Origin of the sequence: Ensifer sp. ENS11 (genome assembly GCF_014851895.1) — a bacterium.
GTDB lineage: Bacteria > Pseudomonadota > Alphaproteobacteria > Rhizobiales > Rhizobiaceae > Ensifer > Ensifer canadensis.
Map to the genome: position 1 here is coordinate 69,339 of NZ_JACVAN010000024.1, position 26,321 is coordinate 95,659.

A 26,321-nucleotide genomic window follows, 5' to 3' on the forward strand; every position below is an offset into this window, starting at 1 on the left:
AGATAGAGAATGATGGCAGACGCTTCACAGGTCGAATTCAAGGTGCCGCTCAAGGCTGCGCTGGAAGATTATGCCGACCGTCCTGTCGTTCTAACGGTTAAGGATCCAGGGCACCGTTTGGGTCTGCGCCCGCGCTTGGCGTTGCATCGTAAGGGCAGAGTACCGGCTTCGGTTTTCCGCTCATTCCTGGTGAACAGCAAAGGCCACGGACGGTTTTATGGATGGCTGCCGGTGCAATTCGAAGGTGCAACGCTTTTCGCCGATGACGCAACAGCGGAAATATCGGCGGACGTTACCCCGGAGATAAGCGTGCGGCGGCTGTCGCTGCTCGAAATCGGGACTATCCTGGTTCTGCAACGACCTTTGTTCATTCTTCGTATTCTTCGTCTCCTTATGGCGCGCAACGTGAAAGGCGCCACGTTTCGCTTTGCCAGGCAAATCGACGCTTTGTCGGCGCCGGGCTATGACGAATGGATCGACGCCCAGCAGGTGGCGGAGCGCGCGGAGGTCTCTGACGCGCCACAAGATTGGCCAACAAAACCTTTCGTCTTCGTTTCCATCGGGCGCGGCACAGAGCAGGCCGTCGCCGAATCACGCGCTTCACTCGCCACCCAGACCTGGCGCAACCACATCGAGATGCCTGCCAGTGAAGTCGCAGGTATGAAAGATGGGAACGCAGCCCGACCGCAACTATGGATGCGGCTTCCCGCGGGCATGCGCCTGGCGCCGCGTGCTTTGGAGAGGCTTGCACGCCCCTTCGCTTTCTCGTCTTCGGTGATTGCAGTTTATAGCGATGAAGATCGTGTCAATAAGCGTGGTCGCCGGATCGACCCGTTCTTCAAGCCGGCTTGGAACCCGCCCCTTGCGCAATCCGGTTGGCTCCCGTTGGACGGCGCCCTTGTCCGCCTGGCCGACCTACCGGAGGGCTTGGATCTCGAGAATTTGCCGATGGGCGAGGTGATCGCCAAAGCTGCAAGGGGCCGTCGCGGTGCGGTCCTTCATGTGCCGCGGGTGCTCTTGCACAGAGACGCTCCATACCAGCGAATGATGGGGCCTGTCCGGCTCAATGCGGATACGGTCGACGTGCGCAAGGTGAGCGTCATCATTCCGACGCGCGATCGGGCGGACCTGCTAGAGGCATGTCTAAGGGGCCTTTTTGAAAGCACTGATGGTGTTGATCTGGATGTTATTGTCATCGACAATGACAGCAGCGATCCCGCAGCTCTGGCCCTTATGGACCGTTATGAGAAGGCTGGGCGTATCCGTCGTCTGCCGCTGCCAGGTGGGTTCAATTTTTCACGGGCCTGCAATCTTGGTGTCGAAGCATCGCGCAACGAATTCATCCTTTTGCTCAACAATGACGTCGAACCATTGCAGCCGGGATGGCTTTCGAATCTTGCGCGGGAGTTGGATGATCCCGATGTTGGCGCCGCGGGCAGCCTACTGTTTTTCCCCGATGGCTACGTGCAACACGGCGGTGTTACGCTCGGGGCGGGGACTGTTGCAAGGCACAGCTTCCATTTCCTGCACCCGCAATCCGGTGAGGACAATGGTCTCTTGAGTGAACGGCGGGAGATTTCTGCGGTCACCGCAGCTTGCCTGCTGACACGCAAGAGCCTTTGGATGCAAATTGGCGGCATGGATGAGAGCAATTTGACCGTTGCGTTCAACGATGTTGACTACTGCGTCAAGGTGCGGCAAGCGGGATGCACGATTGTCTGGACACCTGATAGCGCCATGCTGCACAGGGAATCGGTCTCTCGAGGTGCGGACAATACTCCTGAAAAGCTGGGCCGTTTCGCGCGCGAGGAACAGACGGTGTACCAGCGGTGGGGCGATGTTTTGCGGAATGATCCGTATCACAACCCGAACCTCTCCCTGATCGCGGAGGATTTTGTTCTCGAGGCCTGCCCGCGCGACCTAGCTCCGAGGACGTCCGCATGATCAACCTCAGAGAAAGGCTTGCCCTTTGGATCGAGCAAAAGCTCCCACGCCCCCAATTGAGGCCGAGGGCGACGGGTCGTCCACGTGGGCCTGTCAAACGGATCATCGTCTTCGGGCGCATGCCGAACCCGACTTTTGACTATTATTTTGCCGCTCGGCTCGATGCGCCGGGGATGCCCCCGTCTGAGGTCGTCGACATCAGGCACGGCAAACTTGCAGACCTTGATCCAAAGGGCGCTTTCATCATCATCTGTCGCTATGCGTCGCCTGACGTGCTGAGATGGCTCGATGCCAATGCTGATCGGCTGTCCGGAGTGGGGCTGTTTCTCGATGATGATATTTCGGCCGTGGTGACAGGGCAGGATGCGGATCTTTTCTACCGTATCCGCCTCTGCTATCGCGCGCTTTGGCCGCTCCGACGTCTCAATCGTCATCTCGATATCGTCTGGGCTTCGACACCACATCTCGCATGGCGACTGGAAGAGGCGGAAGCCTCGGTGCTGCCGCCCGCGCCGCCACGTGCGCTTTGGCGAAATGAGTGCCAAGATGCACGGGTGCGTGTTGCTACGAAGGATCAAGTTCTGATTGCCTATCACGCTACAGGCGTGCATCTGGAAGAGCACCGGTTCCTTCGACCGATAATCGAAGATGTCTTACGGGAGCGCCGGCAAGCGCGATTCGAGGTGTTCACCGATCGACGTGCAAAAGCGATCTGGCAAGGCCTTGAACGGGTGCAGATACGTGAGCCATTGCCCTGGGAGGACTATCTTGCAGACGCGAATGGTCGGCAGATCGATATTATGCTCGCTCCGCTCGCGCCATCGCACGTAAACGAGAGCCGCGCAGCCACCAAGCGCATCGACATAGCACGTTACCAGGCGGCGGCCGTCTTTTCCGAAGGCGCCGCGTATGGCTTCATGCTTGATAATGACGAACCGCGTCTCCCGTACGACCAAAACGCTTGGCGCGATACCATATTTCGGCTTGTTGACGAGGTGGAGATGCGTAGAACAGTCGCGGCTGCGACACGCAAGGCTGTATTGCAAATGACCCTAGCAGCGGATACGGGTTTTGGGGCGCTCAAAGCCTGATCAGGCGCGCTTGGTCAAACCATTTGACCAGACCGCTATTCGAACAATTGTACGCGGGTCCTTTCTGATGACATTCAAGGTCTTGTTGCTTCGCCCCAAACGTTTTGGTGACGATCGGGGGTGGTTCTCGGAAGTTTACAATGAGAAAGCTTTCTCTGGTTACGGCATCACCTACCGTTTCGTTCAGGACAATCACTCGCTCTCAGTTCCGGTCGGCACACTAAGGGGGCTACATTTCCAGACTCCACCTTTTGAGCAGGCAAAGCTCGTTCGTTGTATCAGGGGGCGTATCTTTGATGTGGCCGTCGACATTCGTCGCGGTTCAGCGACCTTCGGACGGTGGGTTGGCGCAGAACTCTCCGCGGAGAATGGGCACCAGCTTTATGTGCCCGTGGGTTTTGCCCATGGTTTCGTGACACTCGAACCTTCGACCGAGGTGACTTACAAAGTGTCCAACCTCTATTCTCCGGAGAACGACGGTGGCATTCTCTGGAATGATCCTGAGATCGGCATCGAGTGGCCCCTGCCTCAAGGCGTTGACCCAATCCTGAGCTTCAAGGACAGGCGACAGCCGCCGTTGCGTGATTTTGACAGCCCGTTCGTCTACGACGGCACACCGCTTGAACTGGTTGAAGTTTAAATCTCGGAAGGAAGAGCATGCGCGTTCTTGTCACCGGCGGCGCCGGCTTCATTGGATCGGCCCTGGTTCGGCACCTCATTGAGAACACCGAACATGAAGCGTTGAATTTCGACAAACTCACTTATGCCGGTACGCTGACGTCTCTGTCTTCGGTCGCTTCTTCGCCAAGATATCGCTTCAAGCAGGGGGATATATGCGATGAGCGAGCCGTGGTTGCAGCCATCAAGGACTTTCAGCCTGATGTGATTACTCATTTGGCGGCAGAGTCGCACGTGGATCGGTCGATTGACGGTCCGGGTGCATTCATACAGACGAACGTTGTCGGCACCTACACTATGCTGACGGCTGCGTTGGATTATTGGCGCACGCTCAAGGACGAGCGCGCAGAGCAATTCCGCTTTCATCACATTTCGACCGACGAGGTTTTCGGTTCGCTCGGTGAAACAGGCTATTTCACCGAGACTACGCCGTATGATCCTCGTTCACCCTATTCGGCATCAAAGGCGGGATCGGATCACCTTGTCTCCGCTTGGGGGCACACATTTGGCCTGCCGGTCCTGATCACCAACTGCTCGAACAATTACGGGCCTTACCACTTTCCGGAAAAACTAATTCCGTTGATCATCGTGAAGGCTCTCGCTGGCGAGCCGCTTCCTGTCTACGGAAATGGCACGAACATTCGCGACTGGTTATATGTCGAAGACCATGTCCGCGCACTTCAATGCGTGTTCGAACAAGGCGTCCCCGGCCAGACCTACAATGTGGGCGGGAATTCGGAACGTCGCAACATTGATGTCGTCAAGACCATCTGTGCGATATTGGACCGGTTGCAGCCCCGTGTTGATGGTCGTTCGTATTGCGACCAGATTGCTTTTGTCACGGATCGACCTGGGCACGACCAAAGATATGCGATCGACGCAGCGAAGATCGATAATGAGCTTGGTTGGAAGCCAGTTGAGAGCTTTGAGACCGGTATCGAAAAGACGGTTTCCTGGTACTTGGGCAATCGCGACTGGTGGATGGAAATTCTCGAGCGGACGCAAGCTGCTACCCGGCTCGGTCTGGGTGGATGAACATGCGGCGAATTTTGATAACTGGTGGTACGGGGCAGGTCGGGACAGAGATGCTGCGCCACATTTGGCCCGATGATATCCAGCTAGTCGCACCCGCCCGCCGGGAGTTCGATCTTAGCGATTGCGAGAGTATCGGCAACTATATCGCAGCGGGTGACTTCTGTGGAGTTATCAACTGCGGCGCATATACGGCCGTGGATCGGGCAGAAGACGAGGTCCTAACCGCTTGGAAGGTCAATGCGTTGGCTCCCGCAGCACTCGCTGTAGCGTCCAAGAAGCGCGGCATCCCGATCGTGCATGTCTCTACGGACTATGTGTTCGATGGCCTGAAAAATGCGCCTTACACCGAAGATGATCCCGTAGCCCCCCTCGGGGTCTACGGTGCTTCCAAGGAAGCAGGTGAGCAAGGCATCAGGACAGGGAACCCGCACCACATAATCCTACGAACCGCATGGATTTTTAGCGCCCACGGCTCCAACTTCGTAAAGACGATGCTGCGTCTGGGCAAGGAGAGGTCGTTGATTAGAGTTGTCAATGATCAAAGAGGTTGCCCCACTGGGGCGTCGGATATCGCTTCAGCTTTGAGGTTGATCACTCTTCGTCTGACCGAGGACAAGGGGGCACCGGTCGGTACCTACAATTTTGTCAATGCGGGCGGTGCAACCTGGTACGATCTGGCGCGCGAAATATTCGAGCAGCGGAAGGGTGCCGGATATGAGGCGCCTGCGCTGGAACCGATCGGCACGAGTGAGTATCCGACACCGGCGCGGCGTCCCGCGAACTCCAGGCTAGCCACTGAAAAGTTCAGGCGGGACTTCGATATGAAGCCGCGCGACTGGACAGCCGCCTTGCAGCAAGTGCTTGCGTCTATTTCTGATTGAACCTGGCAACAGGAGGATTTGTCCTGTTGGTTTTGGCGGGTTACTCCTCTAAGCGATGTCCATAGCCGTAGAAGGCCTCAAACAAATAGGGGAATAGATTTTCCATGAAAGGCATTATTCTCGCTGGCGGTTCCGGGACACGCCTCCACCCGGCGACATTGGCTATCAACAAGCAGCTTATCCCGGTTTACGATAAACCCATGATCTATTATCCGCTATCTGTATTAATGCAGGCCGGAATTCGGGATATTCTGATCATTTCGTCACCCGACCACCTGGATAGTTACAAGCGACTTTTTGGCGACGGGGCAGGGCTTGGAATACGGATGAATTACGCCATCCAACCCAAACCGGAAGGGCTCGCACAGGCATTCACAATTGGTGAAGAGTTTATTGGGTCGGACAATGTCGCATTAGTGCTGGGCGACAATATCTTCTTTGGAGCTGGGTTGGCTGAGTTGCTGGAAAAGGCTTCTGGGCGAATGTCTGGTGCAACTGTATTTGCATATGAGGTGGAGGATCCGGAACGTTACGGTGTCGTAGAGTTAGGAGTAGATGGTCAAGCGATCAGCCTCGAGGAAAAGCCGGTTAATCCGCGGTCTCGGTTCGCTGTAACGGGACTCTATTTTTATGACAACGCAGTAGTTGCCCACGCTAGGTCTTTACTGCCTTCGGCCCGAGGGGAGTACGAGATCACGGACCTCAATCGCATTTACATGGAGCAAGGAAGTCTTTTTGTTGAAAAGATGACGCGTGGATATGCATGGCTCGATACAGGTACGCATGACAGCCTCCTGGAAGCCTCTGAATTTGTGCGAGTTATTCAGCATCGACAGGGAACAAATATAGCTTGTATTGAAGAAATTGCTTACTTGAAGGGATTTATTACTCGGGATGAATTGATTGCCTTCGGCAAGAGATACTCAACCACATCTTATGGCAAATATCTTTTGCGAGTTGCGAGTGAGGCGCGATGATTGGGGCGGATTATCCGTCACTTAAGTTCTTCGTTTAGTTCTGTACTTTGGGCCAGCGATGTTTTTCTTGACGGTATGCGACCTACTGCAGTCGGCGGGCCATACTTTCGTAAAGACCTCTTGCAATTGAGATATACGGTCCCCGCCCTGGCAGCAGGTAGTCGCGACGTTAGAGTGCATTTCAATGGGCAGCGTGTTGTGATGAGATCATCTGGTATAGGATGCTTCACCCAACTAACGCGCGCTGAGTGTCGTCTGACTTTCGATGCAGGTATGGACGTCGCGCTCGCGTCTTGTGGTCTGTGAGTTCGTTTCATGCAAACGAGTACTAATTGAGAGCGCCAATCCCATCGGGACGCCATATAGGTGGTCGCGCTAAACGTTATTAGGGCGGCCAAGAATGGACTTACATCAGTCTTTCCTCTTTCGGAAATCGCGTTGCATAAAATTTTTGGAATTCTATGGCTTTAGTTTTAGGTCCTGGCCGATTCGGCGGTTGGAACATTCGCGCGTTCCAGCATAAGGTGCTGCAAGAGAACTATTGTCTTAAGGTCGACGATCTCGCCTGACGAAATCATCTGAAACGCTGTTTGAAAAGGCAATTCGATCACTTCGATGTCTTCTCCCTCGTCGGGTAGCCCGCCGCCTGAGCGCCGGACGGAGTCGTCGTAGGTTCCGATAAATAGACTCAGCACCTCAGTCACCGCCGCCGGCAACCCGTACGCTGATACGACAAATCGAAGGTCGTTCACGACGACGCCGGCTTCTTCAAGAGCCTCTTTCCTCGCGCAGGTTTCCGGGGCATCACCCTCCAGTACCCCCGCGCAAACCTCCAATAGAAAAGGATCGCTGCCATTTACCATCGCCGGCGGGCGAAACTGACGCACCAGTACAACCATATCACTAATCGGATTGTGCAACAAAACGGCGGCGGCGTGTCCGCGGTCGTAGACTTCTCGTGAAATTTCTGCGAGTTCACCTGATAATTTTGAGTACTGAAAATTGTATTCCGTAAGGGATCCCCAGGATTTTACCAGTAATTCTGATGACAATATTCTTGCGTGGCGCATATTTCTGCTCCTATAATAGAGATATTATTCACGAAATTATTGTTCCGGGTCGAATATTGTTGTTGATGTGCATGACATTAACCGCAGGTGGTGTCCTAATCTATTAACTTCAGGCGACACCGCGTCGCAATGAAGGTTGTCTATGGACAAGTCAAGTGCTGTCGCCGCGGTACTCTTTTGAACCAACGCGAAGCGCGATGCGGCGAAAATGGTTCCTCTTGGAAGGCTCGAACGGCGTCGTAACGCAAGGGAAGACGCGTCGGTGTTATTTTCGCTATGAGCAGCCGCGAGCCATGTCAGCGAGTGGCTGGACTTGCGAAAATCCGCCGTTTCTCCTAAGCATCCGCTCGATTTTTAGCATCTAGTCGTAGTCATTTGAGGCGAAGAATGAATTTTGGAACCAGTGGCCTGCGGGGTCTTGTTGTCGATCTTTTGGGGTGCACGACGTCTGTGTATGCTCAAGCCTTTGCGCAACACCTTATCGAAATTGGGTCAGCGAAGCTTGGGGATACAGTTCTCGTTGGGCACGATTTCCGCGCCTCAAGTCCTGAGATTGCTGCAACTGCGATGGGCGCGCTGAAGCGTTCAGGCCTGAATCCGGTTGATTGCGGTGCCTTGCCGACACCGGCACTGGCGCTTTACGGGTTGAAGCTAGGTGCAGCCTCGCTGATGGTTACTGGCTCGCACATCCCTGATGATCGCAACGGGATAAAATTCTATCGACCAGACGGTGAGATCGATAAGCAGGATGAGGTGCGGATTAGCGCGATCGCCGCCGAGATTGACCGAGATGCAGTGGATATCACGCCATTCATTGGGCAGGATCGGTCCAAGGAAGCGGAGACGCTGTTTTTAGTCCGTAATAAGCGCCTACTACCGGCTTCCGCGCTGTCTGGTCTCCGGATTGGCGTCTATCAGCATTCGACTGTCGCACGCGACCTCCTCGTTGAGATTCTCGAACACTATGGAGCCGAAGTTGCGACACTTGGTCGCTCCGCACATTTCATTCCGGTTGATACCGAAGCGGTTACGGCCGACACCATTAGCTTGCTCAAAGGGTGGGCGAAACAATACGCGCTTGACGCTATTGTGTCCGCAGATGGCGATGGAGATCGTCCGCTCGTCGCTGACGAAACCGGCGAACCGGTGCGTGGTGATTTGCTTGGCGTGATCGCCGCCCAATTTCTCGGAGCGAAAACCGTCGTAACACCAGTCACATCCAATTCGGGTATCGACGCAACTGGCGACTTTAATGTCATCCGCACAAAGGTCGGCTCGCCGTTCGTCATTGCGGGGATGACTGGTGCACTACAAGCCGGCGGGGCCAGCGTAATGGGCTTCGAGGCCAATGGCGGATTGCTAACCGGTTCCGAATTTAAGGTCGAAGGGGAGGTCGTCGAAGCCCTCCCGACTCGGGATAGTTTCCTGCCTATTCTTGCGGTCCTGTCACTTTTGGCGATGCGAAAAACTGCCCTATCGGAGATAGCCATTGGCTTCGGACTGCCGTTTGCAGCTTCAGGCCGCCTCGAGACCTTCCCAGTCGAGGCGAGCGCAGCGCTGATGAAACATCTGCGTGCATCGGACGACAATCTCAGTAAATTCCTTGCGACGATCGGTGATGTTGCAACGACGAGTGATATCGATGGATTGAGGATTGCACTCAAAGATGCGCGCGTCGCACATTTTCGGCCATCTGGGAATGCACCTGAGATGCGCTGCTACGTTGAGGCGCAAAGTGAGGCGGCCGCAGCGGCACTGCTTAATCAAAGCCTTGATCTCGTTCGCCAATGGGCGCACGGGGTGTCAAATCGTGCTGGGCGAGAGGTTGGCACGTCAATACCAGGAACGGGGACAACAAAGGTGACTGACGAAACGAACTCGGTTGGCAAGATCATTCCAGTGATCATGGCAGGTGGAAAGGGTACTCGACTATGGCCCTTGTCTCGAGCGAGCGCGCCGAAGCAGTTCATCCAATTCGTTGGCAATCAGACTTTGTTTCAGGCGACACTTGCTCGGGTCTCTGATCAGACGCTTTATGAACCACCGCTCGTGATTACCAATGAGGATTTTCGCTTCCTCGTGGCAGAGCAGGCCCGGGAACTTGGCATCAAACTCGGCGGAATCTTGCTGGAACCGACTGCTCGCAATACCGCACCCGCAGTCGCCGTTGCTGCGGCTCTCGTTGCGAACCGCTTCAGTGAAGACGCCGTGCTTCAGGTATTGGCTTCTGACCACGAGATCGTCGCAGATGAAGGCTACTTCGATGCGATCCGGACAGCACAACAGACTGCAATTGCTGGCAAACTCGTCACTTTCGGCATAAGCCCTACAGAGCCCGCAACAGGGTATGGCTATATCGAGGTCGGCGAACGCCTTTCAACCGGCGCTTCTAGAGTCAAGCGGTTCGTGGAGAAGCCAGCGCGGGCGGATGCGCAGAAGATGCTGAGTGACGGTGGTTTCGTTTGGAACTCCGGCATCTTCATGTTCAAGGCCAGCCAGATGCTAGATGAGATGTCAAGTTTTGCGCCCGACGTAGAGAAGGCTGCCCGTGCCGCACTTTCTAAGGCTACGAGTGACCTCGACTTTATCCGCCTGGATGCTGACGCGTTCGCTGCTAGCCCGGATATCTCAGTGGATTACGCGATCATGGAGAAAACCTCTAATGCCGCAGTCGTGGTATCCTCAATAACATGGAACGATCTGGGTAGCTGGGATGCAGTCTGGAAGCTAGGTGCCCGCGACGAGGCGGGAAACGTAGTGTTGGGCAATGCGACAGTCATCAATACGGAAAATTCCCTCGTTATGTCCAACAACAGCCACTTGGCAGTGCTGGGCCTTGAAGGTGTTGCCGTCATCGCCAGTGAAGACGCCGTCTACGTGGGGCGCCTCGACGACAGCCAACACGTCGGTAAGCTCGTCAAGCATCTCGCCGCCACAAAAGCGACCGCAGCATTAACGGAGACACACCCCACCTCATATCGTCCCTGGGGTGGCTACACCTCGGTGTTGAACGGCGACCGCTTTCAGGTAAAGCGGCTCTTCGTAACCCCAGGAAAGAAGCTCTCGCTACAGAAGCACCATCACCGTTCTGAGCATTGGGTTTGTGTGAAGGGCACGGCGGAAGTGACAATTGGCGACGAGGTTAAGGTGGTACGCGAGAATGAGTCTGTCTACATTCCACAGGGCGAAATCCATCGCCTCGCGAATCCGGGCAAGATTACGTTGGAAATGATTGAGGTGCAGACCGGCTCTTATCTGGGTGAAGATGACATTGTTCGCATCGCCGACGAGTTTGGACGGGGGTGAAACTCTATACAGTGAGATCAGGGCTGCCAAACACGAAGTGTGCAGCAGGTTCGGGCCAACGAGTGAGAAATTTGTGACCTCCGTCAATCACTTGCTCAACAAACTGGGAAATGGGCTGTTGCGGAAGCGATCCAGATTTCGCGGTCACGTCGATCGCATTGGCGACGGGTACATGTTTGGTTGGCTTTTTGATTCCAAACATCCGACACGCAGTGTAGTTTTCGAGTTGTTCATTAATGGCGCCTACCGAGGCCAGTGGAGCTGCGCTTATTTTCGGCCCGACCTGCTGGATGGCGGTCTCGGCAACGGCGTGCACGGATTCAAGTTGCCATTGGCAGGAGTCACGGCGACCGAGATTGAAAGTGTGGAGATGTTTGTACCTGGCGGGGGCGCCATGTGGCTCACTGCACGCGACGGTCATCTGCATGAATTGAAAGGTGCGGGCGCTACACGCGCGACACGACTGAAGCAGTTCTGGGATAGATTGGTACGAAGTGAGGCCGCTGCTTTTCCCATCATGGAAGGGCTGGGAGCCTCATGGGCAGCCAACATCCTGTCGCAATCTGACGTCTATGGAAGCGAACGCCGTGCTGGGGTGCAATCTTGCGATTTCACAGAGTTCTTAAGGCGGCTTAAAAACTGGAAGGGAGATGACGACCAATTTTACAGTTGGTACGTCAACGACTACATCTATCATCTCGACCCCCGATCTATCCCGTTGTCGGACGACGAAAAGATGTTCGTCCGATCTTCGGTTGAGCAAACTCGCTCCGAGATCAGGTTTCCGCCTCTCTCGAAATATCTGAAGCTCATCGGCTGGAAAAATTCCTCCGCTATCCGGGCGGCCTACGGACCTTATTGGTGGAGCGCGGAGGGAGGCCGCCAACTCAAGTTAGGCCAGTCGATCCTGCTCCCTCATGAGGCGGGGAAACTCCGCGAATTTGTCCGGTGTGGTTTCGGTCGCTCATATCCATTGAACTACTTCATGTTGCTCTTTGCTCTGCGCAATGGTCTAGTCAACCCACTTGCAATGCTTTTCCCGTCCGGCAGGCGGCGGGTTTATGAATGGTGCTACTATTACGCTTTCCAGAATTCCCACGTCCGTCAACACGTTGAAGGCGAAATAGAGATGCAGCTTCGGCGTCAGTCTCGGGCGCTCTCATGCAGACACGAAGATTTGCAATTCTCCGAAGAGAATAGGGATCTGCTGCCGCAGAGCGGGGAGACCATCGTACTATCCTCTGGACGCCCTGACCCAGGTTCTACAGGGCAGCCTGAGACTCGCAGGAGCTACCGGCTCCAGTTTATAGGCCCATTCGACAAGCTATTGGGGCTTGGCGAGAGCAGCCGCAGGCTGATGGAAGCCGTGCGCGAGGTGGAGGCAGACTGCAATTTTGTTTGCTATAATGATGGAATTCAAAGTGCCTCCATCGAGGGAAACTACAATTATGATGTTCGCTGTTCTGATATAAACATAATCCACCTAAATTCCGAGCAAATACCCGAGTTCTTTCTGAAGAATGGTGACGTTGTCCGGAACTCATATAATATTATATTCCCTTATTGGGAGCTTAATAAGGTCTCCAGCCTTCATTTTTTGGGGATGAGTTTAGTTGATGAAGTCTGGTCGGCCTCAACATTTATTAGCTCGCTTTTCGAGGAACGTGGGTTTCCCGTCGTCACCGTCGGGCTTCCCGCATCTAAACTACGTGAGACGTGTGGTAGAGCGCGCGACCGCTCTGATAGGTTCACGTTTCTAACCTCATTCGACGCTTTTTCTTGGCCGCAACGCAAGAATGCTATCGCGGTGGTTGAGGCCTTCATAGCTGCATTTGACGGCGTTGAGAATGTGCGTCTAATCATCAAAACACAGAATGCAGATTACGTTCATAGTCTGCATCAAAAGCAGGCTTGGCTGGACTTACGGCGGCGATCGTCTGAAGACGACCGAATTGAGATCATTAATGAGACGTACAGCCCACAGCACCAACGAGAACTCCTATGTTCCTGCGATTGTTTTGTCTCGCTACATCGCTCGGAAGGATTGGGGATTGATATACTGGATGCCCTCGCAAGTGGCATACCGGTGGTGGCAACCGCATACTCCGGAAATATGGACGTTTGCACAGATAAGAATTCATGGTTGGTAGACTATGACCTTGTACCGGTTAGGAAAAATGATTACGTATTTGTTGAGGATGGCCATTATTGGGCGGAGCCAAAGCATTGCTTTGCAGTTTCAGCCTTAAGAGATGTGTATTGCAATGACGAAATTAGAATCTGCAAGAGTATTTCTGGAATGGCTGACGTTGAGGTAATTAGGTCTCCAGGATCTGTTTCAGAAAGAATATTTAATCGCCTAAAGGAAGTGAGGTCTATATTATAGTTTGTTGCGATTTTGTGCGTGAAATATTCTGAAGTTACAATTTTCTTGGGCTTTTTGGTCTCTGTCAGTCTAGGGTGTATTAAACGGTTGGCGACTGGATTGCGTATTACGTTATTTAATCTTATTCCAGTATTATTTGAAGCGGCAATGAATTGTATTTTGCGCCTTTCACTTCCATTGTCGATGATGCGACTTTGTAAGTCGCAAGCAGATTCTATCAAGATGTCGGCCTTCAATGCTCGCGCGGGTTAACCGCAGACTGAAGCTGCATGGGTAGCGATATGATTGAGGCATAACTAATTTATATAAGCGGCGTGCTCGTCTTCCCTCTTTGAAGCGGTGCCGTTATTCCATCGTTTGAGTCTGTTGCCATTGTGCATTGACTAAATTAAAGCCTAAGCCAACTGGCTTGAATCGCTAAAAGACGACCGCTTCGAGGGCTGTCATATGAAGCTATCGTGCTCCCTCTAGGTGCTACTTATATAGGAGAAATTAATTGGCAAAAACTGCACTTGTTACTGGTATCACCGGCCAAGACGGCGCGTATCTCGCCGCACTTCTTCTCGAGCAAGGTTACGAGGTGCACGGGCTCGCACGTCGCTCCAGTACGTCGGATGTCAATCTCAGCCGCCTTGATTGGCTTGGCGTCACGAACGATGTGAGGATCGTCGATGGAAATCTGCTCGATCTATCGGGTCTTATTCGTACTATGCGCGAGGTTCGGCCGGACGAAATCTACAATCTCGGAGCGCAGTCATTTGTGAAATCTTCGTGGCAACAGCCCATTCTTACGGGCCAGGTTACCGGGCTTGGCGTTGCGAACGTTTTGGAGGCTGTTCGTCTTGAGCAACCGGACGCGCGCTTTTACCAGGCTTCATCGTCCGAAATGTACGGCCTGATCCAAGAGCCTATGCAGACGGAGACGACGCCATTTTACCCCCGTTCACCCTATGCAGTCGCAAAACTCTACGGCCATTGGCTAACTGTAAACTATCGCGAGAGCTTTGGTCTCCACGCGTCAAGCGGCATTCTCTTCAATCATGAGTCCCCGCTGCGGGGCATTGAATTTGTGACCCGCAAGGTTACCCACAGTGTGGCGAGGATCAAGCTTGGCCTTTCGACGGAATTGCGTCTTGGAAACATCGATGCGAAGCGCGACTGGGGCCATTCCAAGGATTATGTTCGCGCCATGTGGATGATGTTGCAGCAGGATGTCGCTGATGACTACGTGATCGCGACGGGACGTACCACGACTGTTCGAGACATGTGCAAGATCGCTTTCCAGCATGCCGGGCTCGATATGGACAAGCATTTAGTCATCGATCCGGATCTTTTCCGGCCCGCTGAAGTCGATGTTCTCCTCGGTAGCCCCAAAAAGGCCAAGGAGGCTTTTGGCTGGGAGCCGACGATCTCCCTCGAAGAGATGATAGTTGAAATGGTTGACGCGGACCTGAAGCGCCTCGCGTATCTGAAGTCGGCGTAAGGTCTCGAGCAAATGACATTGCAGCACAGAATCCTTGTCACCGGTGCGTCCGGTTTCGTGGGCACATGGCTGATGCGGACGCTACGGGAGCTTTCCGCGGAGGTCGCCGTGGATGTGCTGGCCGCCGGGAGAGGGGCGTGTTGCGATGTCGAACTCGACATTGTGGATCGAGGTGCTGCAGTGCGCGTCATACGCGCACTGCAGCCAACTGCCGTTGTTCATTTGGCCGCAGTTGCGGCGCCGTTGGAGGCGCGGAACGATCCATCGAATGCCTGGAGCGTAAATTTTCAGGGGACAATCAATCTTGCTTCGGCCGTTCTGAGCGAAGCTCGAAACTGCCGCTTTATTTATGCTGGTAGTTCGGAGGCCTATGGACAGTCGTTTACACAGGCACTCGACCAGCCCGTCAATGAGGACTGTCCGCTAAAACCGATGACGGTTTACGGGGCGACTAAAGCAGCTGCGGACATAGCGCTTGGTCAGATGTATTTCGACGGCTTGCGCTCGATTCGTTTCCGGCCGTTCAATCATACAGGACCTGGCCAGGCAGAACTTTATGTCGTCCCCGCATTTGCAAGCCAAGTTGCTCGAATTGAGGCCGGCTTGTCGGAGCCTATTATTGAGGTTGGCAATCTGAGCGCGTACAGAGACTTTCTCGACGTGCGCGACGTTGTTCGGGCTTATGCCCTTACCGCACTTGGCGGGGGTGGACAGAGTGTCGAGGGGCAGGCCTTTAACCTGTCATCAGGCAAGGCGGTGCAGATCCGGACGATACTTGACCTCCTTGTGCGGCTTTCTCGTTTGGAGATCGAGGTTGTTGTTTCGGCGGACCGCGTCCGACCTACCGATGTTAAATTGGCGAGAGGAGATGCCAGCGCGGCAGCTCGTGCATTGGCCTGGACGCCAAAGTTCGAACTCGAAGAGACGGTAGTCGCGGTTCTTGATGACTGGAGAGCACGAATTGCGAAAGCTAATCTCTGAACGCTTTGGGGTGTGCGCCGTATTGGGAACCCTTTTACAACGCCCCTGTAACGACGCAGGTCCTTCAACTGATTTTCCTGGATACACAGCGTCTACAAAACTGCTAGCTGCCGCGGGAAAGATAAAAACCGACGGCTGGCGCCATGCTATAGGCGGCCCGTCCAAGCGCCGCGATTTGTCGGCGGGCATTTCGATATTGCAGACTATCTAACCCACACGAATGAAAAGTGCGGACCAAACAATACATCAAACTGACCAATGCGTGTCCGCCTAGATTGAGGCTAACTCCATCTCCGGAGCTTAGCCAAGGATGTTACCCGGCGGAGCCCATACAACCCGGCAAAGCGCTTCTACGAATGGACCGATGAGCAATACACTATCTGCAGTGAATAGTCAGCACAGGTTGCAGAATTCGGACGAGGACTTGACGAAGTCTATAAGGGACTATTGAAGGAGACTTTTTCAATTTACTTCAGGGACTGCTGTTATAACGCGGCCCCGTTGACCACTCCCGAATTTACACCTGCGCTGAACCGCATCAAGCGCGATAGATGGATGAGGACGGCAAAAGTGCATAGACCGACCAGACCTACACTTTTAGTATTAACAACATATCCGCTCGTTGACCCAAAACACGGTGGGCAAATCAGAGCAAAGAATTTAGTTGAGAAATTTAGACGACACGGTTGGCAGGTTGAAGCCATTGCCTTCGTTGATGAAGATTCAAATGAGTTCAAAGGCCCAAAGGACAAAGTTTTCCGAAAGAGAGATGAACTCTATAATTCATTTTATGGTGAGCATATTCTATTCATCAATGATCTCCAGATATCAAAATACGTCCTGAAAGACGACGTATTTGAAGACTTCATAAACTCAGTACCAAACAACTTGGATGCCATCCATGTTGAGCAGCCGTGGCTATGGCCACTTGCCACAGCTTATCGGAGCAAGGTTAACAATCGTTGCGTGTTGATTTATGGTAGCCAAAATATAGAGGGCAACCTCAAGATAGATATACTGAAGTCGTTAACGGGGCAGCAGTATTCACGAAGCTTCGAAAAAATATACCGCGAAATTGACGATCTTGAGAAAAGGGCTTCTCGGGAAGCTGATATTGTGTCTGCAGTTTCATCTTCTGATCTAGATACGATACGGAAATGGGCCGCAGATGCTGAACTTATTCTTGCGCCAAATGGGGTGGAACCGTTGTCTCCGAGAGACGAGGATCTCAAAAAGTGGGCTGATAAGCTCGGTGATCTTCGATTCTTGTTATATGCTGCCAGTGCGCACCCGCCAAATTTCACTAATTTTTCGGAGTTATTGGGTGGGAGCTTAGGGTGTTTTCCCCCAAGTACGAAGCTGGTGGTAGTAGGATCGGTAACTGAACACATATATCACCAATGCAACCAAGGGCCTTTTTCCTCGGTAAACCTCTCTCGTTTGGAGCTGCTATTTCAGGTTTCAAACGAGGATTTGGCCGCGATTAAGAGCTTATGTCATGGTTTCTTCTTACCCATCCCATTCGGCGGGGGCACCAATTTGAAGACCGCTGAGGCCCTTCAATCAGGGAAGTTTGTCGTGGGAACTAAGGAGGCATTCAGGGGTTTCGAGAATTACGCGATGCTGCCAGGTGTGCATGTGGCTAGCAACCCTAAGGAGTTGCACGGTGCTGTGAGATACGTCATGGGAACTAATCGCGCTCCAGAAAGAGATAAGCGGATTGCTAATGAACTGGGTTGGGAAAACTGCTTCGAACGTCTTTTTCAATCAGTAGACTCGGCAATTAAGGAGAAGCGAAGTGACTATCTGGGTTGACGTAACTACGTCGTTAAATTGGAACCGGCCTCCCGTGGGGATCGTCCGAACGGAATTGGAATGCGCGCGCCAGGCTTTGTCTTCGAGCTTTTCTCAAAGTACCCAGCTTTGCTATTTTGAAAGAAGCATCGGTGAATTTAGGCGACTCTCAGAGAAGCAGACTAAGAAGATTACCGACCTCATCTCAGGTTTGTACGAAGACAAGACATCCGCATCGGCGGTAGAGCCATTTGTCGTGTCGCCGGCGGCGCAGGGAAAAGGTCGCGGTCGCTGGTGGTCGGGTTTACAGAGCCCCATAAGGTGCTCGTTAGATCCGGTGGAGGGCGGATTGGTGCGCGGATGGGCGATTAAAGGTGGCAGCGCAACTGAAAAAGTCGAGATAATTGTTGAGCAAGATCAAAATGTAATAGCAAAAACAGTCGCATCGCAATTCCGTGAAGATCTGGCGGTAGCAAAGATCGGTGAGGGACGTTGCGCGTTCTCTATGCCAATTGAAGAACTAATTACTGCTGCGGACCCTGAGAAAACTCAGCGCCTAGACTTGTTTGCGCAAAGCAAGAACTTCCGTAGGCAGAGCTTGGGAGCTATCACATTTGATAAACAAGCTTTCCGTTTCGCACTTGCAGCATCAAGCGATGCTGGTCCTGTCGTAACCTTTTCGGAGGATGATGTTTATCTAACTGCTGGGTTGGATTGGGACAACAAAGACTTCAACAGGATATATGAGCTAAAATCCAAGACTGGTTTCAAGGTTGTTGGATTTTGCTATGATTTGATTCCATTTTTCTTTCCGCATCTTTGTGTTGGTGATGTATCAAGTTTCTTTTCTAAGTATTTTACGGAATTGAGTTGGTGTGCGGACGGAATTGTGTGTATTTCTGAGTGTAGCCGCAATGACTTTAATCAATTCATTGGTTACTCCGGGTGCCCAGCGCCAAAGACAAAGGTAGTGCGGCTCGGATCTTCTATTAAGCGTAGCACGGGTGAAGTTGCGCAAGGCTCACCTCATGCAATTGCATCGCTTGGAACTAATTATATCTTGTTTGTCTCGACAATCGAGAGACGAAAGAACCATGAGGTACTGTACAGGGCTTATGTTAGGCTTGTAGAGCGCGGAGTGAGGGATCTACCAAAGTTGGTGTTCGTCGGCATGCGTGGCTGGGGTGTATCCGATCTGTTCAACGATATTTCGCTCGATCCGAGAGTAAAAGATCATATCCTTGTGCTGAACAATGTTAATGACGATGAGCTTTCTGTTCTGTATCAAAATTGCTTGTTCACTGTATTTCCGTCGCTGTATGAGGGGTGGGGACTCCCTGTTGCTGAATCACTCGCGCATGGGAAATATTGTTTAGCTTCAGGTGCGGGATCCATTTCCGAAATCGCAGGCGATTTGCTTGAGTACTTGGACCCTTGGGACGCCCAAGAGTGGGCGGACGCTATCCAAGCGTTGCTGAAACAAGATGGCTACCTCAAATCCAAGGAGCATGCCATACGAGAACGCTTTCGCATTGACCAATGGTCAGTCTGCGTTGGTGGAATATTTGAGTTCGCACAGCAAGCTGTTATCCGCCGAGGCAGGGATGCCAGCCTATGAATTGAGTCGACCGCCTCTATCGACCACACCTCCTAAAATCGGCTGCCGAGTTCTGTTTTAATTTTTCACTAAACAGGGCGAGTTTAGAACAGGTACGCCGTCGGACTTCTCCAATCACAAGGCCGACGTGTTGGCACTCGATAAGGGGCAAACAGACTCCATCTGGCGGCCTGTGGAGGATATCAGCAGCGGATGTTGTGAGCCGCGGCGTGCTTCCGGTTTCGGCGCTTAGTGCGCCAATACGGTCTGCATCTGAAGGTTCGCGGCCACTGGCAGCAATCAGAATGGACCTACTTTGCCGAAACCTGACGAAGGAGATTGTGCAGAGGCGTCTCAATGGGCTCTGACTTTCCGACATCCCTTACTTCATGCATTTCACCTTCATGGGAAAATTTCACCTGGCGTTGACATCATTTCGGCAATCCGGCTGATAACAAACCGGCAGTTCCTCCGGGACAATTGGTGCACGAAAAGCGTCATCGCACGAAGACAACGTCTCTCTGCTCCTTGTTCCTTGTTCATTCGCTCGCTGGAGGCGCTCAGTTGGAATTTCTCGGTGGTAAGTCAGCATTCCAATAGCTAAGAGAAATTGGAGGCTTGCTCCGTAGGTCGGAGACGGTTCGGCAACAAGGAGAGAAAGCTTGCGCTTTTCTGGGTCGCAACTCTTCGATCATAATACAAGGAGATCGTGCTAGTGTCGTTATCTGCCGTAGCTCGACAGTTGTTGCGGGTCCTTCGGCCGCTTAAGGCCCGCAAGAGCCAGATTGAGAGGCGTGTAGATCATCTCAAAACATTCGTGAGCTATGAACCTTCCGGCGGACTTCCCCCCGTTGAAAGTACCAACTTGTCTCGGCTTCGTATCACTTGGATTATTCCCGACTTCGTTCCTGGAGCCGGCGGGCATATGACCATTTTCCGGATCGCGAGCCATCTTGAGCGCTTCGGGCACGACGTACGCTTCCTCGTACAGAATCCGAGCGTTCATAAGACGGGTGCAGCGGCACTTGAGACAATTAACAGGCACTTTCAGCCGTTTTCGGGTTCCGTCGAACTGTTCAACAATACGACGCCAGATGTAGAGGGCGATGCACTGATCGCGACAGACCGCTTCACGTGCTATGCCGTCAAAGCGATGGGACGCTTTACGCGCAAGTTCTATTTCGTGCAGGACTACGAGCCCGCATTTTATCCGGCGGGTGCTGAAGCGCTTTTGACAGAAGCGACCTATCATTTCGATTTCGATTGCCTCTGTGCTGGAGATTGGCTTCACCGGCGCATGTCCGAGTTCGGCCGGTGGTCAATGTCGTGGCCGTTGGCCTACGACGCAAACACATATAATTTGAGCTCTGGGACAAGTCAGCGCCATAACAACCGGATCGCGCTTTATGCGCGCTACGTCACGCCCCGACGTGCGGTCGAGCTCGCCTTTATGGCTCTTGAGATACTGAAAAAGCGCGATGTGGCTTTTGAGGTCGATTTCTTCGGCTGGGAGCTTGGCAAGCTCAGCGTCGATTTCCCCTACCGCGATCACGGAATCCTTAATGGCGAGGAGCTGGCTCAGCTTTATCGTAAGGCAACCATCGGTGTCGTATTTTCTGCAACAAATCACTCCCTGGTCAATAAAGAGATGATGGCCTGTGGTCTGCCTGTCGTCGATCTTGACCTAGCTACGGTCAGGTCGATTTTTCCTGAGGACGCTATGGCATTTGCCATGCCAACCCCAGAGGGGATCGCAGGTGAAATCGAACGCTTGCTCAACCACCCACAGGAGCGGGAGCGCTTACGGAGCGGAGGCCTTGCCTACGTCAGCGAGCTCTCGTGGGAGAAGTCCGCGCGTCTTGTCGAAGCTGCTATTCAGCAGCGCGTTTACAGCGCCGTTCAGCAAGGAGCCAAATGATGGCAAAACATCGTTGTGCCGTAGTCATTCCGACGAAAAATGCGATGGCTTTTCTACCAAGGGTCATGAACAAGGTGCTCGCCCAGCGAACACCGTGGACCTATGAAATCATTGCTATCGATTCAGGGTCGCGTGACGGCACACGGGAGTACCTTCGCGGATTGGAATTGGTGCGGCTAATCGAGATAGCTTCGCACGAGTTCGGCCACGGACGGACGAGGAACCTTGGTATTGAGGCCGCCGATGCGGACTTCGTGGCATTTCTGACTCATGATGCAGAACCTGTCGATGAACATTGGCTTGAAAATCTCGTCGTCGCGTCCGAGAAACATCCTCGCATTGCTGGCGTGTTCGGTCGTCACATTGCGTATGACACAGCCTCACCATTCACAAAGATGGATCTGGAACAGCATTTTCAAGGTTTTCTGCGCCACCCACTCATTGTGCATCGCGACCTTGATCCGGCGCGCTACGCGTCTGATGAAAGTTGGCGTCAATTGCTTCACTTTTATTCCGACAACAACTCGCTGATACGCAAGTCGGTATGGGAGGCATTTCCGTATCCCGATGTTGAGTTTGCAGAAGACCAATTATGGGCGCGAACCATTATTGAAGCCGGCTTTTGGAAAGCTTACACACCCGACGCTGTCGTCTACCATTCTCATGATTACAGCTTCACGGAACAGCTAAGGCGTGCTTTCGATGAATCTCGCAATTTCAGGAAGTATTTCGGCTACCAACTATCTCCAAGTCCGGTTCAAGCCCTAGTCGCGATGGGAGGTTCTGTTTTTCACGCATTTCGGCAAAAGGTTGATGATCGCTTTGGCAAGGTGACGCTTAACACGCGTGTAAAAAGAGCTGGACAACGGGTAGCGCTTATTGCCGGTCATTGCTTAGGCGCCAATCACGAGAGGCTACCTCACTCCCTATCAGCTCGTTTATCACTTGATCAGAGGCTTTATAATGCTTAGCACGCGAGTATGCATTTACCTCAGAAGGCGAGGTATGGAACTGCACGCGCGGTAGATTTTAGACCCAAGCACAATCGAATCGCACGAATGTGGGAAACCTACATCATCACCAGATACGACGGTGGAAGGGAAGAAATATACCAGTACGCATCTTGATCAAGGGCGGCCTGGCAGGTCGCCGTTCACCACGATAACCCGCGGGAGCTCTCACGGGATAGCTCTGAGCTTTGAACTGCAGTTTGGGAAGGTTCTCTATTCGACAGGGCGCGATAATGACGGCCCATCTTTCACGCCCTGTTAAAGCCATATCTATCATGATTACCTATGGGATGTTAAAATGTCAGTTGCTTCGTCAAGCTCTCCTGCTGGCGTACCGACCATTGAACGCGCCGGATGATAATGTTGTTTTGAATAGTGGCAGCGGATTCTGACAGCAGTCAAAAAGGCTAACCGCCTGATACTCCCAACAGGATGAAGAATGAGCTTACAAATTGACTATACCGATCGGGAAGTCGAGAAGGTGGCGAGGGGTGCTGTCAATGATCCCACGGGCCGGCTTGAGCAGGACAGGGCGCCGTCCAGACTTTTCGGCTTGCTTTTTACTAAGAGAAATTCTCTGATATTTTTTGTCCTACTTCCAAGTATAGTCGCGGGATTTTATTACTTTCTGATTGCAAGTGGACAATATATTTCCGAGACGCGTATGGTTGTTCGCACTATTGGGGTCAGTGAACAATTTGACACCTCGGAAAAGCGAGACGGGCGTTCGGTCATTGGTGGCGATTCGCTTACTCAGGATTCTTATATCGTCGCAAACTATCTGAAGTCGCCTCAGCTCGTTAGGAGACTGGATGCGGAAATTGGGTTACGTCGCTTCTTCTCAAAAGATGCCATCGACATATTGTCGCGGCTTGCAGATGATGCTTCATTTGAAGACTTGTATAAATATTGGGTGAAGCATGTCGACACCTATGTCGATGGTCCCTCGGGGATTATCATCTTCACCGTTCGCGCGTTCTCGCCAAGCGACTCCGTCGCTATATCAACGGCGGCATTAGCTGCCGCCGATGAAATGATCGACAGGATATCTGAGAAAGCCAAGAAAGACCTAGTCACCCGCGGTGAGAGTGATGTCACGGCGAGCCTTGAGGCGTACCGAAATGCGCTCGACGGCTTGCGGGACTATCAAAACAAGACGGGCATTTTGGACCCCACCTCGTCTGCTAAGATGGCGAGCGCAATCATCGCAAAATTGACTGAGGAGAAGCTAGGGTTGCTGGTCGCTCTCCAGTCCCTGAAAGCGGCGAACGCGGATGAAACTGCTCGCGGCCGTCAGCTGCTTCGGTCCATTCAGGCACTTGACGATCAGATTAAGCTTCGCCAGAACAATCTCGCTGGTAGGGACTCCACAGGCGAAGTGCAGCTTTCAACAAGTTTGACAGAGTTTTCTCGCTTGGAAACGAGCCGGATTGTAGCGCAGGCGCTTTATGAAGCGACGGTCCGAAATCTCGATACCGCGAAATCGGCGGCACTCAAGCGGACAACGTTCATGGCCGTTTTTTCGAGTTCACAAGCGCCGGAGAAGTCCGAGTATCCAGACCGCTTTTCAGAATGGATCATTCTGACTGTGGGACTGTTGACGCTTTGGGTCACTGTTACCTTGATATGGATGTCGATCGACGACCATCGAGTTTGAGAATGATCAACCTAGAGAATGTAACAAAATACTATAAAACGGCGGGGCATCGTCGCTATATCCTGCGAAATCAGTCGATGAACTTTGCTGCGGGGCGTTCTTATGGCTTGCTGGGAGTGAATGGTGCAGGAAAATCGACAACAATGCGTCTCATTGCCGGCGCAGAACTCCCAAACAGAGGACGTGTTCACCGCCAAGTTCGAGTTTCATGGCCGCTTGGTTTCGCCAATGGTCTGAATAGCCACTTGAGTGGAAAGGAGAATCTCAAATTCGTAGCGCGTGCATACGGAGAAGATTACAACCGCGTGCTGCGTTTCGTTTCGGAGTTTGCTGAAATCGGCAGCTATCTAAACGAACCCCTGCGAACCTATTCGTCGGGGATGATGTCACGCTTCGCTTTCGGCCTGTCGATGGCCATCGAATTTGACTGCTACTTGGTGGATGAAATCACCGCGGTCGGTGATGCAAACTTCCAAAGGAGATGTCGCGACGCATTCAAGGAGAGGCGCGCTAGATCAGACGTCATCATGATCTCCCATGACATGGTTACAATTAAAGACTATTGCGACGTAGCAATCGTTCTGATTGACGGGCGTATGGTGCAGTTCGATAACGTTGAAGAAGGCATAGCAACATATATGCGCCTTAATCGCTAGGAAATGAGAAGCCCGTGCCTGAGAAGATCGTGAAAGACGATAACCAGTTCATCATGCAGTCGGAACCACCGTCCGTTGCTGGTCGAAGCCAAAAGATGGCTGCAGCTCTAAGTTCCTATGCACGCGCTTTGGCCTTCGAAAACAAAAGCCGCCGCAACTTCTATCGTCTGGCCGGCCTTGCGCCACGAACGCGTGACCGCGTTTTTTCTGTTCTTTTTTTGATTATCGGAGCCGTAGCATTTGTTTTGCCGATGGCGGCGAGCATTGTCTATTACGCCTTCATTGCCAGCCCAGGCTATACCTCCGAAGTGCGTTTTATTGTACGCTCATCGGCGCCAATGTTGTCGCGCGACCGGTATTCAAGTGATACCGTCGAACCCAAATCCAAGATTGTACAGGATACCGCTGTCTTACTGAACTATCTGGACAGCCCTTCGATCATACAGGATCTGCAAAGGAGCGTCGATCTGCGGCAAATATTCGGGCGTGCCGATATCGATTTCTTCTCCCGCCTTAGCGCGGATGCGACACACGATGAAATCCTAGAATACTGGAAAAAACGCTATTCCGCGTCTGTCAATCCGAAAAGCGGAATTGTGGAGTTGGAGGTGACGGCGTTCACGCCGAAGGACGCACATGACCTTGTGCAGGTGGTGCTCAAGCTTTCAGAAGACCAGGTAAATCGACTTAGTTCCGGGATGTGGAATGATCTACTCCACTCCGCCCAAAATGGCGTGGATAATACTACAATAGAAGTTTCCGATTTACGTGGAAAGTTGAGGGACACCCAAAATCAGACTGGGGTGTTTGATGTCGATCTCTCTGCGGAGAGTATCATTGCCGTCCTGACGGGTATCGAGTCAGAAATCGCCCAACTACAGAGCCGCCGAACTGCTTTGAGTCAGACCCTCGACAAAGGAGCCCCGCAGTTGGCCGACATGGATAGGAGGCTTGCTGCGCTTGAGGAACAGGCGCGGAATCTTGGGGCGAAAGCTGCCGGCCTGCCCAGCGATGGCGCCGGCACTCTCGCGAACTACTCCAACATTTTCGACAAGCTTAAGTTTGATCTGAAAATCGCGGAAAGCAAACTTCAGTCGGCTATCGCTGAGCTGGAGAAGGTGAAACTCGTCAGTTCCCTTCAGTTGGTTTATGTCGACAATTTTACTGACCCGACATGGCCCGACAGAAGCACGTACCCGAATGTTCCCTTAGCATTGTTTCTGTGGTTGCTTTTCTGGACGACTATTTGCGGAGGCGCTTGCGGTGTCGTGTTGCTTGTCCGCAACAAGCTAGACTGAAGCCGAAGCGCCTGCCGTCCGCGCGCAAGTGGTAAACTCGCATTTGGATGCACTGATCATCGCACTCCGGCTAGTCCCGCGCCGGTGAAAGGTGATTCAGAGCGTGCGCGAGTAGTTCTCTTGCCGTGAATGTGAGAAGATCACGCAGCCGTGTGAACTGATCTGAACCCTTCAAACTGGACCGATTTTGGTTAGAGTTTTCCGGTGATTTTTCCTGGCTGGGAAAGGAACGGAGACGATGAAGGCATCGCAGTTTTCGGACGCGCAGAAGGCGTTCATTCGTATCCGTTGCGAGCGCCCCACAGCCATGGGCGTGACGCCGATCCTCAACCCGGACTAAGCGTCGTTGGCGGGTGCGCCTGGGTTGAAGCGCATCGGCTGTGACCTGAGACCCTGAACTTCCTCCAAATTTTGGTAGAGTCCGTCACATTGTGCTCTGAGCCCAAACCTTGGATCGCCGGGGATTAGAGTTTCCGGGCTTTCATCACGATGACGGGCTGGTGGCGCCACCGGGATTATGTATGGCAATCGGGACGTTATATCCGATTGCCGAGTGAGG

18 protein-coding genes and 1 pseudogene are annotated in these 26,321 nt (G+C 52.8%); 18 read left to right on the plus strand and 1 reads right to left on the minus strand.

The features are described from left to right. Positions 1–12: 12 nt before the first annotated feature. The 6 genes from IB264_RS29665 to rfbA all read left to right on the plus strand — a co-directional run bounded on the left by IB264_RS29665 (position 13) and on the right by rfbA (position 6,606). Entirely contained in the window at positions 13–1,944 is a 1,932-nt protein-coding gene (locus IB264_RS29665) for a glycosyltransferase (RefSeq protein ID WP_210335681.1), read from the plus strand. Then, complete coding sequence (locus tag IB264_RS29670; RefSeq protein ID WP_192434635.1) at positions 1,941–3,035, plus strand: hypothetical protein; 1,095 nt, start codon at positions 1,941–1,943, stop codon at positions 3,033–3,035. The genes IB264_RS29665 and IB264_RS29670 overlap by 4 nt, the downstream gene beginning before the upstream one ends. 67 nt (positions 3,036–3,102) lie before the next feature. Continuing rightward, positions 3,103–3,675: a dTDP-4-dehydrorhamnose 3,5-epimerase gene (gene rfbC / locus IB264_RS29675; protein ID WP_192434637.1), complete on the plus strand. Its 573-nt coding sequence runs from the start codon at positions 3,103–3,105 to the stop codon at positions 3,673–3,675. Positions 3,676–3,692: 17 nt separating this feature from the next. Continuing rightward, positions 3,693–4,748 carry a dTDP-glucose 4,6-dehydratase gene (gene rfbB, locus IB264_RS29680; protein ID WP_192434639.1) on the plus strand — a complete coding sequence of 352 codons (1,056 nt, stop codon included), beginning with the start codon at positions 3,693–3,695 and terminating at the stop codon, positions 4,746–4,748. Between the two features lie 2 nt (positions 4,749–4,750). Continuing rightward, positions 4,751–5,629, plus strand: coding sequence for a dTDP-4-dehydrorhamnose reductase (gene rfbD, locus IB264_RS29685; RefSeq protein ID WP_192434641.1), 879 nt, complete (start codon positions 4,751–4,753; stop codon positions 5,627–5,629). Between the two features lie 104 nt (positions 5,630–5,733). After that, positions 5,734–6,606, plus strand: a complete 873-nt coding sequence (gene rfbA / locus IB264_RS29690; protein ID WP_192434643.1) for a glucose-1-phosphate thymidylyltransferase RfbA — start codon at positions 5,734–5,736, stop codon at positions 6,604–6,606. 473 nt (positions 6,607–7,079) lie between these two features. Here the strand turns inward: rfbA and IB264_RS29695 are convergent, their stop codons facing one another. Beyond that, on the minus strand, positions 7,080–7,676 hold the full coding sequence (locus IB264_RS29695; RefSeq protein WP_192434645.1) for an NUDIX domain-containing protein: 597 nt from the start codon (positions 7,674–7,676) through the stop codon (positions 7,080–7,082). 387 nt (positions 7,677–8,063) lie between these two features. Between IB264_RS29695 and IB264_RS29700 the strand changes: the two are divergent. The 12 genes and pseudogenes from IB264_RS29700 to IB264_RS29755 all read left to right on the plus strand — a co-directional run. Next, positions 8,064–9,470 (plus strand): annotated as a pseudogene (locus IB264_RS29700) (phosphomannomutase); the annotation flags it as partial. Positions 9,471–9,536: 66 nt separating this feature from the next. Then, positions 9,537–10,982, plus strand: a complete 1,446-nt coding sequence (locus IB264_RS29705; RefSeq protein ID WP_309141678.1) for a mannose-1-phosphate guanylyltransferase/mannose-6-phosphate isomerase — start codon at positions 9,537–9,539, stop codon at positions 10,980–10,982. Positions 10,983–11,154: 172 nt separating this feature from the next. After that, on the plus strand, positions 11,155–13,368 hold the full coding sequence (locus IB264_RS29710; protein WP_192434647.1) for a glycosyltransferase: 2,214 nt from the start codon (positions 11,155–11,157) through the stop codon (positions 13,366–13,368). A gap of 496 nt (positions 13,369–13,864) precedes the next feature. Continuing rightward, positions 13,865–14,851, plus strand: a complete 987-nt coding sequence (locus IB264_RS29715) for a GDP-mannose 4,6-dehydratase (protein ID WP_192434649.1) — start codon at positions 13,865–13,867, stop codon at positions 14,849–14,851. Between the two features lie 12 nt (positions 14,852–14,863). Beyond that, on the plus strand, positions 14,864–15,832 hold the full coding sequence (locus IB264_RS29720) for a GDP-mannose 4,6-dehydratase (protein WP_192434651.1): 969 nt from the start codon (positions 14,864–14,866) through the stop codon (positions 15,830–15,832). Between the two features lie 501 nt (positions 15,833–16,333). Beyond that, on the plus strand, positions 16,334–17,647 hold the full coding sequence (locus IB264_RS29725; RefSeq protein WP_192434653.1) for a hypothetical protein: 1,314 nt from the start codon (positions 16,334–16,336) through the stop codon (positions 17,645–17,647). Next, a complete protein-coding gene (locus IB264_RS29730; protein WP_192434655.1) occupies positions 17,631–19,244 on the plus strand; it encodes a glycosyltransferase family 1 protein in 1,614 nt (537 codons plus the stop codon). Before IB264_RS29725 ends, IB264_RS29730 begins: the two co-directional genes overlap by 17 nt. 904 nt (positions 19,245–20,148) lie before the next feature. Then, positions 20,149–21,141 (plus strand): glycosyltransferase, encoded by a 993-nt coding sequence (locus IB264_RS29735; RefSeq protein ID WP_192434657.1) that lies wholly within the window; start codon positions 20,149–20,151, stop codon positions 21,139–21,141. Then, positions 21,141–22,112, plus strand: a complete 972-nt coding sequence (locus tag IB264_RS29740) for a glycosyltransferase family 2 protein (RefSeq protein ID WP_210335682.1) — start codon at positions 21,141–21,143, stop codon at positions 22,110–22,112. Before IB264_RS29735 ends, IB264_RS29740 begins: the two co-directional genes overlap by 1 nt. Before the next feature lie 478 nt (positions 22,113–22,590). After that, complete coding sequence (locus IB264_RS29745; RefSeq protein WP_192434661.1) at positions 22,591–23,808, plus strand: hypothetical protein; 1,218 nt, start codon at positions 22,591–22,593, stop codon at positions 23,806–23,808. A 2-nt stretch (positions 23,809–23,810) separates the two neighbouring features. Further along, complete coding sequence (locus IB264_RS29750; protein WP_192434663.1) at positions 23,811–24,464, plus strand: ABC transporter ATP-binding protein; 654 nt, start codon at positions 23,811–23,813, stop codon at positions 24,462–24,464. Positions 24,465–24,478: 14 nt separating this feature from the next. Then, complete coding sequence (locus IB264_RS29755) at positions 24,479–25,762, plus strand: hypothetical protein (protein WP_192434665.1); 1,284 nt, start codon at positions 24,479–24,481, stop codon at positions 25,760–25,762. The last annotated feature ends 559 nt before the right edge of the window (positions 25,763–26,321 follow it).

Excerpts from the sequence above, each read along its gene's own strand:
- IB264_RS29720 (WP_192434651.1), top strand. The coding sequence starts at position 14,864 with ATGACATTGCAGCACAGAATCCTTGTCACCGGTGCGTCCGGTTTCGTG.
- IB264_RS29670 (WP_192434635.1), top strand. The coding sequence starts at position 1,941 with ATGATCAACCTCAGAGAAAGGCTTGCCCTTTGGATCGAGCAAAAGCTC.
- IB264_RS29735 (WP_192434657.1), top strand. The coding sequence starts at position 20,149 with ATGACCATTTTCCGGATCGCGAGCCATCTTGAGCGCTTCGGGCACGAC.
- IB264_RS29750 (WP_192434663.1), top strand. The coding sequence starts at position 23,811 with ATGATCAACCTAGAGAATGTAACAAAATACTATAAAACGGCGGGGCAT.
- IB264_RS29665 (WP_210335681.1), top strand. The coding sequence starts at position 13 with ATGGCAGACGCTTCACAGGTCGAATTCAAGGTGCCGCTCAAGGCTGCG.
- rfbD (WP_192434641.1), top strand. The coding sequence starts at position 4,751 with ATGCGGCGAATTTTGATAACTGGTGGTACGGGGCAGGTCGGGACAGAG.
- IB264_RS29740 (WP_210335682.1), top strand. The coding sequence starts at position 21,141 with ATGGCAAAACATCGTTGTGCCGTAGTCATTCCGACGAAAAATGCGATG.
- rfbC (WP_192434637.1), top strand. The coding sequence starts at position 3,103 with ATGACATTCAAGGTCTTGTTGCTTCGCCCCAAACGTTTTGGTGACGAT.
- IB264_RS29710 (WP_192434647.1), top strand. The coding sequence starts at position 11,155 with ATGTTTGGTTGGCTTTTTGATTCCAAACATCCGACACGCAGTGTAGTT.
- IB264_RS29745 (WP_192434661.1), top strand. The coding sequence starts at position 22,591 with ATGAGCTTACAAATTGACTATACCGATCGGGAAGTCGAGAAGGTGGCG.
- rfbB (WP_192434639.1), top strand. The coding sequence starts at position 3,693 with ATGCGCGTTCTTGTCACCGGCGGCGCCGGCTTCATTGGATCGGCCCTG.
- IB264_RS29695 (WP_192434645.1), bottom strand. The coding sequence starts at position 7,676 with ATGCGCCACGCAAGAATATTGTCATCAGAATTACTGGTAAAATCCTGG.
- rfbA (WP_192434643.1), top strand. The coding sequence starts at position 5,734 with ATGAAAGGCATTATTCTCGCTGGCGGTTCCGGGACACGCCTCCACCCG.